This window comes from Akkermansia muciniphila, assembly GCF_002884975.1.
GTDB classification, from domain to species: Bacteria; Verrucomicrobiota; Verrucomicrobiia; order Verrucomicrobiales; family Akkermansiaceae; genus Akkermansia; species Akkermansia muciniphila_C.
Genome location: NZ_PJKB01000001.1, coordinates 1,354,213 through 1,371,791, shown reverse-complemented (window position 1 = coordinate 1,371,791; position 17,579 = coordinate 1,354,213). Strand labels below are relative to the sequence as shown.

Here is a 17,579-nt window from a genome sequence, read left to right as displayed (position 1 = left end):
TTGTAGGTTGGAAAAGGGTGTGCGGGCGGATTAGCTGATAGTGGTGCCGATGGGCTCCCCGAGCAGGGCGCGCGTGATGTTGCCCGGCTCGTGCATATCGAATACGATGATGGGCTTCTTGTTGTCCATGCACAGGGTGAATGCGGTGGAGTCCATCACCTTGAGCTGGCGTTCCAGGCATTCCTGGTAGGAGATGGCGTCAAAGCGTTTGGCGCCGGAAACTTTCTTGGGGTCCGCATCGTACACGCCGTCCACGGAGGTGGCTTTCATCACTACTTCCGCATTGATCTCGCTGGCGCGCAGGGCCGCCGTGGTGTCCGTGGAAAAGAACGGGTTGCCCGTGCCCGCGGCGAAGATGACGATTTTATTGTTGTCCAGGTAGGAACGGGCCGTCAGGCGGATGAAGGGTTCCGCAACGTTTTTCATTTCAATGGCGGACTGGACCACGCAGGGGACTCCCGCGCGTTCCAGTGCGCTTTGGAGGGCCAGGGCGTTCATGACCGTGGCGAGCATGCCCACGTAATCCGCCGTGGCGCGGTCCATGCCGCGCACGCTGGCTTTTGCCCCGCGCCAGAAGTTGCCGCCGCCCACGACGAGGCCGATCTGAACGCCGGAACGGTGCGCCTGGGCGATTTCTTCAGCAATGCGGGCGACGATTTCCGGGGAAATATTGTCCATGCTGCCGGGGCTGCGCAGGGCTTCTCCGCTGAGTTTCAGGAGGATTCTTTGATAGGCGGGTGCGGATGTGTCAGACATAGTGCGGATTTTACGCAGACAAGATTGAAATTTCACGGGGCAAAAAGAAAGCAAAAAGAGAGCCCCTACTGATTTTTCTCCGGCGTACCGGATATTTCCACCTTGATGGGGGTTCTGCTCTCCAGGCTGCGGGTGGGGAAGGGGAAGGAAATACCCTCCGCCGCAAAGCGGTGCTTGATGTCATGGGCAAGCGTTTTCTGGCAGTCCAGGAAGTTGTCCTTAAGGCACCAGGCGCCTATCTTGAATCCCAGGGAGGAGTCCTGAAACCCCGTGAACATGATGACGGGCGCCGGATCATCCAGGCAGAGCCTGTTTTGCTTGACTACTTCCTCCAGCACGGTCACCACGTGCTCAATATCGCAGTTGTAGTCCACGCCCAGGTCCAGGTCACAGCGGCGCGTGGAGAAGCGGGTGATATTGCTCACCGGGTTTTTGATGATCATTTCATTGGGAATGCGGACCATGGTGTTGTTCGCCAGCCGGAGCTGGACGGACATGAGGTTGATGGAGTCCACATTGCCGGTGATGCCCCCCACTTCAATCATGTCCCCCAGGTTGATCTGCTTTTCCCCTACCAGGAAGAGGCCGCTGATGATGTTGGACAAGGAGGTCTGGGAGGCGAAGCCCACCGCCACGCCGATGATGCTGGCCGCGCCCAGCAGGGTAAGGATGTCAAACCCCATCAGGGCGAAGGCTTCCACGCCGATGATGATGTACCCTGCGTTTTTAACGATTTTTACCGTCAGGCGCGATGCCTGTGGTGACATTTTCAGGCTGGTTATTTTCCGCAGTACCTGGCAAAGGAGCTTCAAAAGGATCCAGCTTACCACCAGCCAGATGACCACGTGAAGGATTTTAGCGCCCACGGACTGCACCATTTCCAGTTTGAGCCAGTCCGGCATGTTCAGAAAATCCATGGTTCTTGTCCAGATATCTTCCCTGGAGGCTGCGGCTGCCATGAAATCCATATTCATGCCAAGGATGTAGCAAACACCCCTGTACGGCTCAAGGGGCGTGCGCGTATTCCTCCTGATTTATGACAGTTCCGGCTATTTGCCTGCAGGCGGCGCCAAAGTATTGACGCTCTCCCATGGAGAGAATAAAGGCGGAGCTGTGCAGACGGGGCTTCTTCCGCCGGGCTCCATGGATTGACGGGCGCGGGAAGGTTTTTTAATGCCGGGAATGTGCGTTTTGAAGAGGTGTCAGCTGCCGGATACGCGCGTTAAAATAGAGAAAAAGCGGGAAGGCCTGTTCGGAATGAGGTATACTTTTTCCCCGGCGGAAAAGAAAATGACTTCCATGCCTTTTTCGGTCCCCCGGTCCACACGAGCCATTTTCCATTCCCCCGCAGGGCTGGCGGACGTGTAAACCAGATAGAATTTCAGGGAACCGTCCGGGCTTTTCTTAGCCGCTTTTGATTTGCTGGAGAAGTCATACAGCTCTCCCGCCTGGTTTTTCCAGATTCCGTTTAGAAGCTGGTCCACCGGCCTGCCCTCGGAATTGAATGGCTTCATGTAGTTGTGGATGGCGATGGCCTCCTCCATGTTTCCCTGCTGGGCCAGCTGCTTCTGTCTTTTTTCCACAGCGGCCAGATATTTCTGGGTCAAGGGCTGGCACGCTTTGGAATATTCCGTCCGGAATTCCTGGTGCAGGTTCTCCAAGTCCGTTTCCGGTGACTTGGTGATGCCTTGCCTGCCGTCTTGGAGCGTGAGCCAGTCAATGCTGGCGTCCTTATAGATTTGAATGATGGTGGAGTCGTCTCTTTTAACCCAGATGCGCAGGGGTTCCTCCCTGAAGACAACTATTTCCCGGGAGGATTTGCCGGGGTCCGCCCATTGGTCCTGGGGCTGGAATGCCGGTTGTTTCACGTCTTTTGCGAACCGCCTCAGGCCGGAATCCAGGAACTGCGTGAATTCACTGCTGTCCCCGTTCTTTTTCCAGGCCTTTCCTATGAAAAACGGGTCGATGGTGGTTGGAGGTGGAGGGGAGAGGACATCTTTTTTGATGTTTTGAAGAAGGGACTGGATCTGTTTGGCTTTTTCAAAGTCGGATTGGTTGACCGCCTGCTGCTGAAGAGAGAGAAGTTTTTTTGAGAATGCCGGGAGAAGGGCTTCTCCGCGCCGGATGCAGAATTTTTGGTAGGCCGTCTCAAGGTCCCTGATGCTTCCTGGAGCTTGGGCATTTGTGGCGCAGACGGAATCTGTAAAGGAAGAAAACAATAGGAAAGCTGGAATGATATAGTTCATTGGGAGTAAATTAAAACGGGCGGTCCCGTTGTCAATATTTATATGTTAGGTGGAGGCGACGAAAAAGGCCGTTCCCCGGAAGGGGAAACGGCCTTGAAATATCGCCGGCGGGCAGCTTACTTGCTGAGGTAGGAAGCCACGCCTTCGTGGGACGGGGTCATGGCTGCGTCACCCTTGTGCCAGCCAAGGGGGCAGACTTCTCCGTACAGTTCGAAGTGCTGGAGGGCGTCTACCACGCGGATGGCTTCATCAATGGAGCGTCCCAGCGGGAAGTCGTTGATGAGCTGGTGGCGGACGATGCCGTCCTTGTCAATCAGGAAGAGGCCGCGGTAGGCGATCAGTTCCCCGTTGACTTCCACGTTGCCGTCTTCGTCAATTTCCTCGTCTCCGGCCAGCACGCCGTAGTCGGCGGAAATGGTCTTGTTGATGTCGGAAACGATGGGATAGGTCACGCCCTGGATGCCGCCCTGGTCGCGGGGGGTGTTCACCCAGGCCCAGTGGGAGAACTCGCTGTCCGTGGAGCAGCCTATGACGGCCACGTCACGCTTGTCGAATTCGCCCAGGGCTTCCTGGAAGCCGATCAGTTCGGTGGGGCATACGAATGTGAAGTCCTTCGGGTAGAAGAACAGGATCACGTACTTTTTGCCCTTGAACTGGTCAAGACTGAAATCCGGTACGATGGTACCGTTTACAACTGCGTTTGCACTAAAATGAGGTGCCGGTTTTCCAATGAGGAGCATGGTCGGTTTTTTGGTTTAGTTCTAAAAGAATGATTCCAAAAAACAAGAGGAAGTCAAGAGGCAATGATGCCTTCTTCATGAGAAAGGAGCCTGTTTTCACTTGAAAGGAAGGCTTTTTTTGTCAGTATGGCCTGCATGTCATCCTCAAAGCCGCAACAAGACGAGTGGTCTGGAAAAATCGGCGTGATTCTTGCTGTGGCCGGAAGCGCCGTGGGGCTGGGTAATTTTCTGCGCTTTCCGGGGCTGGCGGCCCAATATGGCGGGGGAGCCTTCATGGTGGCATACGGCATCATGCTGGTGCTGGTGGGCCTCCCCGTGGCCTGGGCGGAATGGTCCATCGGGCGCCGCGGCGGCCAGCTGGGCGCCCATTGCGCCCCCGGCGTGTTCTGGTACCTGACCAAGGGGTCCAGGTTGTGGAAGTTCCTGGGAGTGCTGGCGGTGCTGGGGCCTTCCTCCGTGGCGTTTTACTACATGGTGGTGGAGGCGTGGTGCTGCGGCTATTTCTGGAAAATGCTGACGCAGCCGGAAGTGTTCTCCACAGCTGAGGGCACGGCGCATACCTTCTTCAGTTTTACAGGCATGTACGGAGACGGGAGCGCCCTCTTGTCAGATAACGGGCTGCTCTGGATCGTCATAGGGGTCATCCTGCTGAACCTGGGAATCATTTACCGGGGTATCAGCAAGGGGATTGAGATGTTTTCACGCTGGTTCATGCCGTTGCTCCTGCTGATTTCCCTGGTGCTGCTGGTGCGCATTTTATGTATTGGAACGCCGGATCCGTCCCAGCCGGACCGCAGCATTGAGCAGGGGCTGGGGTACATGTGGAATCCCAGCAAGGTGCTGGTGGAGGAGCAGGACCCGCACAGCGGAGAGTGGAAGACGGTCTCCATGGTGTCCGCTTCCCATGAGGGGGCCATGGATGAAGCCGTGCGGCAGGTGGAAATGTCCGCAGGGGCCCGGAGGCTTACCAAGGTGACCTTGTGGGACGGGCTGAAAAACATTGAACTCTGGGTGGCCGCGGCCGGACAGGTGTTCCTGAGCCTTTCCGTGGGAACGGGGCTGATCCTGACGTATGCCAGCTATGTCAGGAAGAAGGAGGATATTGCACTGAGCGGCCTTTCCGCGGCCGCCTCCAACGAGGTGTGCGAGGTGGGCATTGCCGGCATGATGACGGTTCCCGCCGCCGTGGCGTTCCTGGGGGTGGCCGGAGCCGCCGGGCAGGGAACCTTTGCGCTGGGCTTCATGGTGCTTCCCCAGGCTTTTGCCAAGATGGGGTCCAGCGTGATCTTCGGCAGCCTGTTTTTCCTGCTCCTGACTGTAGCGGCGGTGACCAGCTCCATTTCCATGATGCAGGTGGGGCTGTCCTTCATTGAGGAATTCATGGGGCTGAAACGCAAGATGGCCGTGGTAGTACAGGGCTTTTTCACGGCCACGGGCACCCTGATCGTCGCCTGGTACAGCGGGAACCTGCTGGCGATGGATACGTATGATTTCTTTCTGGGCACCCTGTGCTTCTTTGTAAGCGCAATGGTCATGATGATTCTGTTTTCCTGGAAGCTGGGGGTGGACAAGGGGCTGACGGACCTGGAGGACGGCTCCGTGATCCGCATTCCCAGGATTTACCGTTTCATCATGAAGTTTGTGACGCCCACGCTCCTGCTGACCATTTTCCTGACCTGGCTGGCTCAGAACATCTGGGTGAAGCAGGCCGCCCCCATCCAGGCGCTGGGGCGCGGAGAACACGGGGCCGTGATTCCGGTGGGCTTTCTGGTGGCTTACACACTGTTTTTGCTCTTCATCACCATGGCGTCCGGAAGGCACAAGGTGTACCACGGGCCGCAGTAGGCGCGGAAAACCTGCGGTATGCCCGTTTATCCGTGGTTTGCGGCAGTTGGGGGCTCATCCGGAGGCTTGACCCCCGGCGGATTTGATATAGGCTGGTACCATGTCCAGAATGAGGAGGATACGCCGTAAAAAGCCCCGTCCCGGCGGCGTTTGGAAAAAGCTGCTGCTGTGGAGCGTCCTGGGGGTGCTTGTGCTGGCCGTGGCGGCTGTAACCGGCTCCTACCTGTATGTGCGCGCCTATTTGAAGAGTGATGATTTTTTAACCATGCTGGGCCAGTCCGCTGTGGATGACATGAATGTGGATACCGCCAGAATAGCGCCTCTGGACTGGGACGGTTCCGGCATCCGGTGCGACAGCGTGACGATGGAAGGGCATGAATTTCTGACCTCCCTCCAGGCAAAATCCATTGAGACGGAATTCAACCGCTGGGATTTGCTGAAACGCGCTTTTGTCATCACTTCCGTGAACATTGCGGAAGTGAAGCTTCAGCTGGCCCCGGCGCCCTTCCGCTTCAAGGAAAGGGAGGAAGGGCCCAAGAGCTGGGTGGAAAAGAATATTCTGCCGGATACGTTCCGCCTGGAAAAGGGGAACATTGATTCCCTGTCCGTGTCCTACGGGGTGCCCGGCAGGATGTATGCCCTGAATGGAACCCGCGTGGAAAGCACCCATGACGCCGGATCCAGCCAGTACAGGTTTGACATCCAGGGGGGCAGGCTGCTGATCCCCTTCAAGGGCTGTCCGGAATTTTCCCTGATGTCCGGCACGGCGCAGTTCAATCATTCCAGCAGGAGGGTGAACGTGCCCTCCTGCCGCCTGACGACGGATGCGGGAGGCTATCTGGACATCAAGGGAGACTGGGACGGCCTTTCCTCCTCCTGGACGGCGAACATGGTAGTCAACAGCATTCCCGCCTCAGCCATTCTGGAAAATGACTGGAAAAAGCATGTCCTGGGGAGCGTGAGCGGCGGGGTGGACCTGCGCGGCGGCCGGGATGGCCTGACCCATGTGGCGGGCCTGGTGAGGTTGCAGGACGGCATGCTGACCGGGCTTCCCGTTCTGGACAGGCTGGCCCTGTTCTGCGGTTCCTCCAGATTCCGCCAGCTGCCCCTGCACAAGGCGTCCGCCCAATTCCGTTACAGCGGGAACGCCTGGCACATTTCCGACATCCTGGTGGAAAGTGAAAATCTGGTGAGGGTGGAAGGCTGGCTGGAAATAGGTAAGGGAGGCGAGCTGAACGGAAGGCTCCAGGTGGGGCTGCGGGCGGATGGCCTGTGGAGCGCCCTGCCGGGCTTTTCCGATGTGTTTTCCGCTTCCCGCCAGGAAGTAAGCGGCAATCTGGTGTGGGCCAATGTGAACATTGGCGGCACGCTGGACAACCCGTCGGAAGACTTGTCCGCCCGGCTCATCAAGGCGGCGGGAGACCGGTTGACGCAGATTGGAATGGGCAAGGTGACGGAAGTGGCGGACGTAGCGTCCCGCCTGCTGAACAAGGGAGCCGGGGAAGGGAATGGCAAGGACGGCACGGAAAAGGATAGCGGCGGGTTCAGGATTCCTGCCGCAGACAAGGTTCCTGTTCCGGTAGTGCCCAATCTTCAGGATGCCGCGGAAAAGGGGCTTAAGACCGGAAGCGACCTGATGAATGGACTGATGAATTTGTAACCTGGTTTTTCAGATGAAACTTTACCCTTATCAGATGGTGCAGGCGGTGGCTGTGATTGTGGAGCGCATCGCGGATACGGCTTTTCAAGCCACCCTGCCGAACGGCAAGACCACGGTGGCTTTTGTAGAAAAAAAGAATGCCCCCTTGAGGGACCTGCTCAAGCCGGGCGACCGGGTAAACGTGACCATTTGCCCGGCGGATTTTGACCGAGCCCGTGTAGACGGCCTGGCGGAATAAGGAAATGGGGTGGGAGTTTTTCCCCCGCTCTTTCTCCGCTGTTGGAATAAAAGGGCTCGCATGCGGTGCAGGAAAAGCCTCTGTGAAAACGGGAATCTTCCATGACCTGGATGATACAGAAGATACTTCCTGTGGACTGGAACAAGAAGCGCAGGCAATCCTATGCTCCAACCGGACAATACTTGAGCATCTCCAAGCAGAGATGAGAAAGAAACGGTTCCTGGCCGCCTGTTCATTCAGAAACCGCAGAGGTTTGTGTACATTCCTTCTGTGCGAAGCCTTTGTCAAAGACGGGTGCGGCCTTCCAGGGCCTTCATCAGCGTCAGCGTGTCCGCATGGCTGAGGCCGGAGCCGGCGGGCAGCCCCTGGGCGGGGCGGGAAACCCTGCAGTCCAGGTCTTTGAGCAGGTGGTGCAGGTAGGTGGCCGTGGCTTCTCCCTCCACATCTGACCCGGTCGCCAGGATGACTTCACAGCCCGGCTGACGGGTGACGCGTTCCACCAGGGCGTGGATGTTGAGGTCTTCCGGTTCCACATCATCCAAAGGGGAGAGCTTCCCGCCCAGGCAGTGGTACAGTCCGCGGTAAGCGCTGCTGCGTTCAATGGGAATGACGTCCGTAGCCTGTTCCACCACGCAGATGAGGGAGCTGTCCCGCTCCTCATCCCGGCAGGCGGTGCAGGGTTCGCCGGCGGTGCTGAAAAAGCCGCATACGGGGCACGGCGTGACGTGTTCCGCCGCCTGACCGATGGTGCGGGCAATTGCTTCCGCTTCTCCCATGTGCCCCTGAAGCATCCACAGGGCCATGCGTTCCGCGCCCCGGGTGCCGATGCCCGGAAGCTGTTTCAGGGCGGCTACCAGTTCAAGTACGGGAAGGGGATAGTCCAGGTTATTCATGGGCGGGGGGAGGTTCAGAATGAGGGGGCGGCTGTGGCCACAGGATGGCGAGGATTCCCGCGCACCCTGCGGAGAGCAGGCACGGAACGGGGTTGAAGAAGACGCCCCACAGTCCCAGCACGGGAGTGAAGCAGGCCAGCAGGAGCAGGAAGGCGGCCAGAACGGCGGTTTTACGGAAGGTCCCGCGGATCAGCAGCAGATCGTAAACCAGGGCCAGAGTCAGGGCAATGCACAGCAGGAAGCCCATGCCGGGAGAAAGGGCCGGAGCTTCCGGGCCCAGCAGGAACGGTGCGGGAGCCATGGCTTCTTTAAGGCCCTGCGCCCAGGCAGGAGTGACGCCCACGGAATACAGCACCACGATCAGGATAATCCCCGTGACGGAGAATAGGGCCCAGCGCATGAGCAGAATGTCCTGATGTTTGTGAGAATGCATGGCTGTAAATGAAGAAGGCGGAAGCGTGATGGCTGCGGTGGACACAAACATCAGCGCTTCCGCCGGGAAGAGGGAGCCTGAGGGAATCAGGAAAATCTCTTGACGATGACGGAGGAGTTATGTCCGCCGAAGCCGAAGGAGTTGCTCAGGGCGGCGTCCACCTTGGCCTTCCGGGCCGTGTTGGGCACGCAGTCCAGATCGCATTCCGGGTCCTGGTTGTCCACGTTGATGGTGGGCGGGATGATGCCGTCCTGCATGGCCATGAGGCAGGCTGCCAGTTCCACGCCGCCGGCGGCGCCCAGAAGGTGGCCCGTCATGGATTTGGTGGAGCTGATGAGCAGACCGTTTTTGGCGTGATCGCCGAAGACGGCCTTGATGGCCTTCGTTTCACAGATGTCGCCCAGCGGGGTGGAGGTGCCGTGGGTGTTGATGTAGTCGATGTCTTCCGGCTTCATGCCGGCGTGTTCCAGGGCCATCTGCATGCAGCGGGCGGCGCCGCGGCCTTCCGGATCCGGAGCCGTCAGGTGGTAGGCGTCCGCGGAGATGCCGTAGCCCACAAGTTCCGCATAGATTTTTGCGCCGCGTTTCTGGGCGTGTTCCAGCGTTTCCAGAATGACGACGCCGGCGCCTTCACCCATGACGAAGCCGTCGCGGTCCACATCATACGGGCGGGAGGCGCGCTGGGGTTCGTCATTGCGGGAGCTGAGGGCTTTCATGTTGCTGAAGCCGGATACGCCCGTGGGCAGGATGGTGGCTTCCGCGCCGCCGCAGACCATGACGTCCGCATCACCGAATTTCATGATGCGCCAGGCTTCCCCGATGTTGTGGTTGGAGGTGGCGCAGGCCGTAACGATGGACATGTTTGGTCCGCCGAGGCCGTATTCCATGGAGATGAGGCCGGAGGCGATGTTGCTGATCATGTATGGGATCATGAAGGGAGACACGCGGGTCGGTCCCTTGGAGAGAAGCGTGGCGTGCTGGGTTTCCAGCGTGCCGAGGCCGCCGATGCCGCTGCCCACCATGACGCCGATGCGGGTTTTGTCTTCCGCGTCCAGGTCCATGCCGGAATCCTTGAGAGCCATTCCGGCCGCGCCCATGGCAAAGTGCGTGAAGCGGTCCACGCGGCGCGCGTCCTTGGGCGTCTTGAAATAAGGGGCCGGATCGAAATCCTTGACTTCACCGGCGATTTTTGTGGAGTAGTCGGTGACATCCATGGACTTGATGGTGTCAATGCCGCTGCGGCCAGCCTTCATGGCTTCCCAGGTAGATGCAAGATCATTGCCCAGGGGGCTGATCACTCCGATGCCGGTGATAACAATTCTGCGGTCGGTCATAATAAGTGTGAGTGGTTGCAAATAATGCTTGAGCCAGAATAGGCGTCATTACAGGAAAGTCAAGCTAATCCCCCTGTTCCCCGGTGCGGCGGGAACGCGGCGCCGGGAAGAGGCTTTCCGCCGCCGGAGCAGGGCTATCCGGAGACTTGCGTTTCCCGTTCCGCCGCGGGGGTTCCGGTTTTGCGAACGGATTTCAGGATAAAATCCACAATCGGCGCCGGGTCCGGGAGGCTGTGCGGATGATGGCCCATGCCCGGTTTATGGATCACCCGGATGCTGCCGCCCATGGCGCGGTACTTCCGTTCCACTACGGCCATGTTTTCCTCCACGGGCACCACGTCGTCGGCGTCCCCCACCACGGCAAGCACCGGAATGCGCGCTTCAGCCAGCGGAGCCAGCCTGTTGACGGGACTCAGCTTTCCGGATAAGGCTTCCTGTTCCGTTACGCCATAGGCGTCCAGCAGGCGGCGCCAGTCCTCCGGGGAGCCTTTGCCCTTGCCTTTGCCGCCGGGCCAGCTTGCAACGTCGCAGACGGGGGCGTCCACATACATGGCTGCTACCCGGTCCGGGTGCAGGGCTGCCCAGTTAAAGGAAAAGAGCCCCCCACGGCTGAACCCTTCCAGGACCGTTTTCGGGGAAAGCCCGTAGTCCCTGACCAGGGTGTGATAAAACTGGTCCATGATCTTCATGGCCGTGGGCGCGCCGTACATGTTCTGCACATCCACATAAGCCACGTGGAAGCCTTCCTTTAGCAGGGCTACGTCCGCCTGGGGCTCATGGCCGAAGAATTCCTGCCGCCAGATCCACGGCCTGGTTTCCGCCGGGGTTCCGGGAAGAACAAGGGTGGCGTTTCTGCCCGCTACTTTGAACCGCAGGGAGGGGAAGCCCTGCCATTCCGAGACGCTCACCCCTTCCCGGAGGCAGGGAAGCACGGAAACGGGAACCCCCTTCGGGATGCCGGGGCGCTGGTGGCCCGTTTCCGTCAGCCATGCCAGTTTATAAAGGTTGTGCCGGTCCAGGATTTTTTTGAAATCATCCCCTTCCGGAAAACGGACGCGGGAGGGCAGGCGGAGGATGGAGGCAAGCGGAGGCCAGACGGCCCCGGCAATCATGAAGTGTCCTTCCCGGCCGGGGTGGACGCCGTCCCCGGCATAAATGAATTTGGGATTCTTTTTCTTCGCCTCCCGGATTTGCCTGGCAAGTTCCGGGCGCATGTCCACCACCTTCCAGCCGTCTTTTTTCCGGCTGACCAGCCATGCGGCATAGGTATCCAGCACCTGGTTGTAACGGGCCGCATCCTTTTCCGGAGCATCCGCCATGTACAGGGGCGGCGTGATGGCGATGAATTGGGCCCCGGCGGCTTCCACCCTCCGCTTCAGCCGTTCCATGCCTTTTTTAAAGGCATGGAAGCCGGTTTCTGAAAAAGGCTTCATCATGCCGTCATTCATGCCGTAGCAGGCAATGACAAGGGTGGGCCTGTATTTGGAGAGGATGGAATCCAGGCGGTCATGGAGGCAGGGGCGGGGAAAGGCGCCCCCGGCGTGACCCGGTTCCGACAGGCCGGAGACTGTTTCACTGGGAAGGGCCATGCTGACTATTTCCGCGTCCCGGTAGGCCGGCGTCTGCCGCAGGGCTGATTCCACCAGGGCAGGCCACTGGCCCGAATACGGGATACTGTCCCCCAAAAAGGCAATTCTGGGTTCAGCACCCGTGGCATACGCCAGAAGCAGGGCCAGCAGTACCGGGATGATGCGCAGGGCGGTCATTCTCATGATACCACATTACGCAGTCACGGGAATGAATGTTTCAGCAAGGCATTGTTCCAGGAAAATAGAATTTTCCGGGAGATTTTGCCCTGCTTCCGGCTGGCTCTTTTCCGTGCCGCGCTCCTCAATGGGCGCTCTCTGCCATGGCAGGCTGCGGTTCCGCCTGGAATTCCAGGGAAAGGGAGTTGACGCAGTAGCGGGTATCCTTCAGCGTCAGGTGTTCCCCGGTGAAGATGTGGCCCAGATGGGCGCCGCAATGGGAGCACGTGATCTCCGTGCGCCGTCCGGAACCCGAGTGGATGCTCCTGACAGCGTCCGGCAGGGAGTCGTCAAAGCAGGGCCAGCCGCATCCGGCGTCAAATTTATCTTCCGACCGGAACAGGGCTTCCCCGCACTTGCGACAGGAATAGGTCCCCTGCTCAAAGCAATTAACGAACTCCCCGGAAAAGGGCGGTTCCGTACCCTGGTGTTCGATGATGCGCTTCTCCGTTTCCGTGAGGGGCCGGCGCGTCCGGGAAGGGCCGGGGTCAGGCACGTCCTGGGAGGCGGGAATCCCCCCGTCCACGGCCATGACGCCTGCCACGCCTTCAGCGATCGTCCCTATCCATGATCTCCATTGTTTCCGTTCTTCCTGATTCATACGTACCTATGACCAGGTCAGAGCGGATTTTGCTCATTCATACGCCAATATCTTGTGGATAAGGTTGATTTTAAGGGAAGAAACCTAAAAATATGGGAGTCTGTGGAAGGATTAGTACTCCAGGTCCAGCCACAACTGTTCCCAGATTCCCCCGGAGTGCTCTTCCCTGGGATGGGAAACGGACAGGCCCAGCAGGCGGAAGGTGCGGTCTCCGGAATCCAGGTCTTCCATCAGGGTGCGGGCGAGGGGAAGGATGTCCTCTATCTCCGTCAGGCAATCCGGAACGGTAATGCTCCGGGACTTTTGGACGAAGTCCGGGAATTTGACTTTCAGCGTCAGCGTATTGCCCTGGAATCCGGAGCGCGCCAGGCGCCCCGCGAGCTCTTCAGACAGGAGGGGAAGGTGCGTTTCCAGAGCCTGGGCTTTGGTGGCGTCTTCCCGGTAGGTCTCCTCGCACCCTACGGATTTGCGGATGCGGAAGGGTTCCACGGGGCGTTCGTCAATGCCGCGGGCGAAGTTATAGAAAACGCCGCCTATCTTGCCGAAATGGCGGACCAGGAATTCCATGTCCCGTTCCCGGAGCTGGGCTCCGTTGGTGATGGAGAGGGCGCGCATGCGTTCGGCGGTGGCGTGGCCTACCCCCCAGAAAGCCTCAATGGGAAGCCGCGCGATGAATTCCTCTGCGCGTGAGGGGTGAATGGTGAACAGGCCGTCCGGCTTGCGGTAGTCGGAAGCGATCTTTGCCAGGAATTTATTGTAGGAAACGCCTGCGGAGGCCGTGAGATGAAGCTCCTGCCGGATTTCCCTTTTGATGCGCCGTGCAATATCTACAGCCAGCGGAATGCCCGGCTTGTTCTCCGTGACGTCCAGAAAAGCCTCATCCAGGGAAAGGGGTTCCACCAGGTCCGTGTAACGGTGGAAGATGGAGCGTATCTGCGCTGAAACGGATTTGTACACGTCCATGCGGTTGCTGGTGAAAATCAGCTTGGGGCAGAGTTTCATCGCCTTCATGGAAGGCATGGCGGAACGCACGCCGAAGCGGCGCGCCTCATAACTGGCCGCCGCCACCACGCCGCGCATCTCCGGCCTGCCTACGGCAATGGGTTTGCCGCGGTATTCCGGATGGTCGCGCTGTTCAATGGATGCGTAAAAGGCATCCATATCCACATGGATGATTTTTCTCTGTTTCATGGGTGCGCTTCATGATCCCGGTGAAGCGGAAATCATGAGAAAAAGGGCGCCCCCATCATAACGCAATTTGTCCGTCAAGTCCAGTTGGACGGGGTAAAGAACGGCTTGAAAATGAAAGAAAGGGAGGTTTCTGGGAAACGCGGCGATTTTGAATGAAACGGTTTGGAGGAAGGTGGTTGAACACCGGAATTTCCAGAGGAAAATGGAGCGCCGTCAGGCTGGGCGCGAATATAAGGGATGTGTTCCTTTCCCGGTTGCGCTGTGCAGGAAGGAACTGGACTGCCGGAAAAACAACAGGCCGTTTACCCTCTGCACGGAGGAAAAGACAGTGACCTTCCTCCGGAATTATCCGGGACGGGACGCGCAAGGAGCTGCGCGTTACTGGAGCGCCAGTTCCATCTGTATATCCACCCGCTCATAGGACGGGTGATAGATGGCAACTTCCTTGAATCCCGCCTTCCTGTACAGCTGGATGGCCGGGCGGAGCAGGGTATTGCTTTCCAGAAAGATTTTTTTGCAGCCCAGTTCCTTCGCCTTGGCGATGACGGTCCGGCACAACAGCATGCCGATGCCTTTGCCCTGCGCGCTGGGGCTGACGGCTAGCTTGGCCAGCTCGTACTGATGAACGGGGTCATCCTTCTTGCACAGGGCGCACACGCCGACCGGCTTTTCCTTGTAAAGTGCCACGAAAATGTGGCCGCCCTTGTCCAGAATGTGCTCCTGCGGGTGGTCCAGCGCGTGATGGTCCGGTTCTTCCATCTGCCAGTGCGCCGTAATCCATTCTTCATTGAGCGTCTTGAAGGCGTCCCGGTAGCGGGGCTCGTAGGGAACAATGGCCACGTCCCGGCCTTCCCGTTCCCTTTTTGCTTCCTTCACCCGTTCCAGCAGCGTTTTTTCCGCCAGCAGCCCTTCCCATTCTTCAATGGCGCGCCACAGGTCGTTCCGGGTTTGGCGGGAAATTTGTTCCACGGCGGCTTCTACGTCGGGATATTGTTCCTCCATGATATCGGACATTTTCTTTCCCTTGGGGGACAGCATGATAAGGTTTCTCCGTCCGTCCGTTTTGTCCTTTTTTTCTTTCACCAGCCCCCTGGCGCCCATCTCCTTGACAATGTTGCTGACGGACGGGTGGGAATGCCCTATTTCCCTGGCAATGGAGGTGATGGTTTTGGCCTCCCCCCGTGACAGGACAAAGAATACGGGAAACCATTTGGGGCGGATGTCCACGCCGTACATCCGGAAGATCAGGGCGGCGTCATTCGTTATTTTGTCCGTCAGCATGCGCAGCCTGCTTCCAATGGCCATTTTCCCTGTCTGGTTGAAGAAATCCATGTTTCCTGCTCCTTTTGTGTTGTTAAAAACGTAACTGATTACGTAATTGGTTATATAATTGTTCCCGCAATGTCAAAATAATTTTTTGGATGCATGTCCGAAAATGGCGGGAATCATTTCCGCGGTTTGCTATCATGGGCATCAACCGTGGAGTTTGCAGAACCATGAAAGGAAATGAAAAGGCCTGGTATGCCGCGTTTAAATCCAAGGATGCCCGTTTTGACGGCCATTTCTTTGTGGGGGTTGCGTCTACGGGCATTTATTGCCGCCCCGTATGCCGGGCAAAGCTGCCCAGGGCCGGGAACTGCACCTATTATGCCACGGCGGCGGAAGCGGAACGGGCCGGATTCCGGCCTTGCCTGCAATGCCGCCCGGAGCTTGCGCCCGGGACCGCTCCGGTGGACGCCTCCGCTTCCCTGGCGCGCCGGGCTGCCAGTTTCCTGGAGGAGAATTGCGGAGACATGGAAAGCCTGGAAGAGCTTGCCGCCCACCTTGGCTGCACCGGACGGCATTTGCGCCGGGCTTTTGCCGCAGAGTTCAATGTTTCCCCCATCCAGTATTTGCAGACTCTCCGTCTGCTGCTGGCGAAGAACCTCCTGACAAGCACGAGGCTCTCGGTTCTTGACGTTGCCATGAGCGCGGGGTTCGGCAGTTTGCGGCGGTTCAATGAATTGTTTAAAAAAGAATACAGGCTCTCCCCGGCGGCATTGCGGAAGCTGGGGAAGGGGGAAAAAGAGGAGGACGGTTCCGGAATAACGCTGACGCTGCCTTACCGCCCTCCCTACCAGTGGGAGAGGCTGCTTGAGTTCCTCGCGCTGCGGGCCATTCCCGGCGTGGAGGCCGTACGCGGCGGGGAGTATGGCCGCACCGTGCGTCTTGCAACCAGAAGGCGGAAAGATGTTTATGGCTGGATACGGGTGGGCCATTGCCCTGTGAAAAATGCGCTGGCCGTGGTGATCGCGAGGTCCCTGCTTCCCGCCTTGTCCCAGGTGCTTGCAAGGGTGCGGCATTTGTTTGACTTGTATTGTGACCCGGCCGCGGTGGATGAAACGCTGGCCTCCATGAACAGCCTGTCTCCGGGGCTGTATGTTCCGGGGACCCGTTTGCCCGGCTGCTTTGATCCTTACGAGCTGGCGGTACGGGCAGCGCTGGGACGGCAAATTTCCGTGAAAGACGCGAATGCTCTGGCGGGGAGGCTGGCGCGGAGTCATGGCGAGCCCGTGCGGACGGGGATGGAGGGGCTGACGCATGCGTTTCCTGCACCGGGGAAGATTCTTTCCCTGAGCGGTCCGGGAAGCGCCGGACAGGGCATTCCCGGAATAACCGCGTCCAAGGGCAGGACGGTTGTTGAGCTGGCGCGCGCGTTTGAAGAAGGGAGCATTGATTTCAGTTTCAGGGCTGATTCTGAGGCGGAGATGAAAAAGCTGGCGGGGCTCCCCGGCATTGGAGCATGGACGGCGCAGTATATCGCCATGCGGGCCTTGGGATGGACGGATGCCTTTCCTTCAACCGACCACGGCATTAGAGAGGCGCTTGCCCCGCGCACGCAAAAGGAAATTCTTGTCCTGGCGGAAGGCTGGAGGCCGTGGCGCGGGTATGCCGCCGTCAATTTATGGAATTCACTGAAACACTAGAAAGATGATGTATTATTCAACACACTATTCGTCACCCCTCGGGCCGCTCACGCTGGCGAGCGACGGGGAGCATCTCGCAGGCTTGTGGCTGGAGGGCCAGAAGTATTTTGGAGATACTATCAGCGGAGACATGGAGGAAAGGGACGGCCTGCCGGTATTTGCCGCGGCAAAAGACTGGCTGGACAGGTATTTTGCACGCGCCCGGCCTCCGATAGCCGAATTGCCGCTGGCTCCCGTGGGGGGAGAGTTCCGCCAGGCCGTATGGAAGATTCTCTGCGGCATTCCCTACGGAGAAGTTACCACGTACGGAGAGATTGCCCGGAAGATGGCTGCGCGCGGGAACAGAAGGAGCATGTCTGCACAGGCGGTCGGGGGAGCGGTGGGGCATAACCCCATTTCCATCATCATCCCGTGCCACCGGGTGGTGGGCACAGGCGGGAGCCTGACGGGCTATGCCGGCGGAATTGCCGCGAAAATCAGGCTTCTGGAGCTTGAGGGGGTGGATATGTCCCGCCTTTTCATGCCGAAGAAGGGGACGGCTCTTTAAGGGAGGCGGAGGATGCCTTGCGGTTAATGTTTCCTGGAGGCTATCAGAAGCCGTTCCGATTTCTTGCAGTTTCAAGGAAACAAAGACCGCAAGCGCTGATAAACAGTAGCTTGCGGTATGATAGGTCTGGTAGGCCCGGTAGGAATCGAACCTACATCGTCGGTACCGGAAACCGATGTCCTATCCATTGAACGACGAGCCCATGTTCTCAAGGAGAACGAAGGAGATAGAATAGAAAAACCGGGCCGGATGCAAGTATTTTTATGCGGGTGACGGGATTGGCGTGATGAAAATATTAAAGAGGAAGGGCTAATGGTATAAGGG

The 17,579-nt window shown here is 58.5% G+C and carries 16 protein-coding genes and 1 tRNA gene; 5 read left to right on the top strand and 12 right to left on the bottom strand.

Translation table 11 applies throughout. The annotated features are described in order from the left end of the window. Positions 1 to 30 precede the first annotated feature (30 nt). The 4 genes from pyrH to CXU21_RS05530 all read right to left on the bottom strand — a co-directional run bounded on the left by pyrH (position 31) and on the right by CXU21_RS05530 (position 3,742). Positions 31 to 756 carry a UMP kinase gene (pyrH, locus tag CXU21_RS05545; RefSeq protein ID WP_102713089.1) on the bottom strand — a complete coding sequence of 242 codons (726 nt, stop codon included), beginning with the start codon at positions 754 to 756 and terminating at the stop codon, positions 31 to 33. Between the two features lie 65 nt (positions 757 to 821). After that, positions 822 to 1,730 (bottom strand): mechanosensitive ion channel family protein, encoded by a 909-nt coding sequence (locus CXU21_RS05540; protein ID WP_102713091.1) that lies wholly within the window; start codon positions 1,728 to 1,730, stop codon positions 822 to 824. Between the two features lie 228 nt (positions 1,731 to 1,958). Beyond that, positions 1,959 to 3,002 (bottom strand): hypothetical protein, encoded by a 1,044-nt coding sequence (locus CXU21_RS12355; RefSeq protein ID WP_180972668.1) that lies wholly within the window; start codon positions 3,000 to 3,002, stop codon positions 1,959 to 1,961. Positions 3,003 to 3,118: 116 nt separating this feature from the next. Then, a complete protein-coding gene (locus CXU21_RS05530; protein WP_102725335.1) occupies positions 3,119 to 3,742 on the bottom strand; it encodes a peroxiredoxin in 624 nt (207 codons plus the stop codon). Between the two features lie 135 nt (positions 3,743 to 3,877). Between CXU21_RS05530 and CXU21_RS05525 the strand changes: the two genes are divergently transcribed. The 3 genes from CXU21_RS05525 to CXU21_RS05515 all read left to right on the top strand — a co-directional run bounded on the left by CXU21_RS05525 (position 3,878) and on the right by CXU21_RS05515 (position 7,485). Beyond that, complete coding sequence (locus CXU21_RS05525) at positions 3,878 to 5,587, top strand: sodium:calcium symporter (RefSeq protein WP_180972353.1); 1,710 nt, start codon at positions 3,878 to 3,880, stop codon at positions 5,585 to 5,587. Positions 5,588 to 5,687: 100 nt separating this feature from the next. Then, positions 5,688 to 7,247 (top strand): hypothetical protein, encoded by a 1,560-nt coding sequence (locus tag CXU21_RS05520; protein WP_102725334.1) that lies wholly within the window; start codon positions 5,688 to 5,690, stop codon positions 7,245 to 7,247. A gap of 13 nt (positions 7,248 to 7,260) precedes the next feature. Next, positions 7,261 to 7,485, top strand: coding sequence for a hypothetical protein (locus CXU21_RS05515; protein ID WP_102725333.1), 225 nt, complete (start codon positions 7,261 to 7,263; stop codon positions 7,483 to 7,485). Between the two features lie 284 nt (positions 7,486 to 7,769). Here CXU21_RS05515 and recR read toward each other — a convergent pair whose 3' ends face one another. The 7 genes from recR to CXU21_RS05480 form a co-directional block, all read right to left on the bottom strand. Beyond that, positions 7,770 to 8,378 (bottom strand): recombination mediator RecR, encoded by a 609-nt coding sequence (gene recR / locus CXU21_RS05510; protein ID WP_102725332.1) that lies wholly within the window; start codon positions 8,376 to 8,378, stop codon positions 7,770 to 7,772. Beyond that, positions 8,371 to 8,811 (bottom strand): hypothetical protein, encoded by a 441-nt coding sequence (locus CXU21_RS05505; RefSeq protein ID WP_146016976.1) that lies wholly within the window; start codon positions 8,809 to 8,811, stop codon positions 8,371 to 8,373. The genes recR and CXU21_RS05505 overlap by 8 nt, the downstream gene beginning before the upstream one ends. An 86-nt stretch (positions 8,812 to 8,897) precedes the next feature. After that, positions 8,898 to 10,145: a beta-ketoacyl-ACP synthase II gene (gene fabF / locus CXU21_RS05500; protein WP_102713107.1), complete on the bottom strand. Its 1,248-nt coding sequence runs from the start codon at positions 10,143 to 10,145 to the stop codon at positions 8,898 to 8,900. A gap of 134 nt (positions 10,146 to 10,279) precedes the next feature. Next, positions 10,280 to 11,917: an alpha/beta fold hydrolase gene (locus tag CXU21_RS05495; RefSeq protein WP_102725330.1), complete on the bottom strand. Its 1,638-nt coding sequence runs from the start codon at positions 11,915 to 11,917 to the stop codon at positions 10,280 to 10,282. Positions 11,918 to 12,035: 118 nt separating this feature from the next. Then, positions 12,036 to 12,551, bottom strand: coding sequence for a peptide-methionine (R)-S-oxide reductase (locus CXU21_RS05490; protein ID WP_257997360.1), 516 nt, complete (start codon positions 12,549 to 12,551; stop codon positions 12,036 to 12,038). Between the two features lie 111 nt (positions 12,552 to 12,662). Next, the gene (gene dinB, locus CXU21_RS05485; protein ID WP_102725328.1) at positions 12,663 to 13,742 is read right to left on the bottom strand and encodes a DNA polymerase IV; all 1,080 of its coding nucleotides are present in this window, start codon (positions 13,740 to 13,742) and stop codon (positions 12,663 to 12,665) included. Between the two features lie 378 nt (positions 13,743 to 14,120). After that, positions 14,121 to 15,074, bottom strand: a complete 954-nt coding sequence (locus tag CXU21_RS05480; RefSeq protein ID WP_102713117.1) for a bifunctional helix-turn-helix transcriptional regulator/GNAT family N-acetyltransferase — start codon at positions 15,072 to 15,074, stop codon at positions 14,121 to 14,123. A 164-nt stretch (positions 15,075 to 15,238) separates the two neighbouring features. Between CXU21_RS05480 and CXU21_RS05475 the strand changes: the two genes are divergently transcribed. Both CXU21_RS05475 and CXU21_RS05470 read left to right on the top strand, forming a co-directional pair. Then, positions 15,239 to 16,708, top strand: coding sequence for a DNA-3-methyladenine glycosylase 2 family protein (locus CXU21_RS05475; protein WP_102725446.1), 1,470 nt, complete (start codon positions 15,239 to 15,241; stop codon positions 16,706 to 16,708). Between the two features lie 7 nt (positions 16,709 to 16,715). After that, positions 16,716 to 17,255, top strand: coding sequence for a methylated-DNA--[protein]-cysteine S-methyltransferase (locus tag CXU21_RS05470; protein WP_102725445.1), 540 nt, complete (start codon positions 16,716 to 16,718; stop codon positions 17,253 to 17,255). A 127-nt stretch (positions 17,256 to 17,382) separates the two neighbouring features. Here the strand turns inward: CXU21_RS05470 and CXU21_RS05465 are convergent. Beyond that, positions 17,383 to 17,457, bottom strand: a tRNA-Arg gene (locus CXU21_RS05465). Between the last annotated feature and the right edge of the window lie 122 nt (positions 17,458 to 17,579).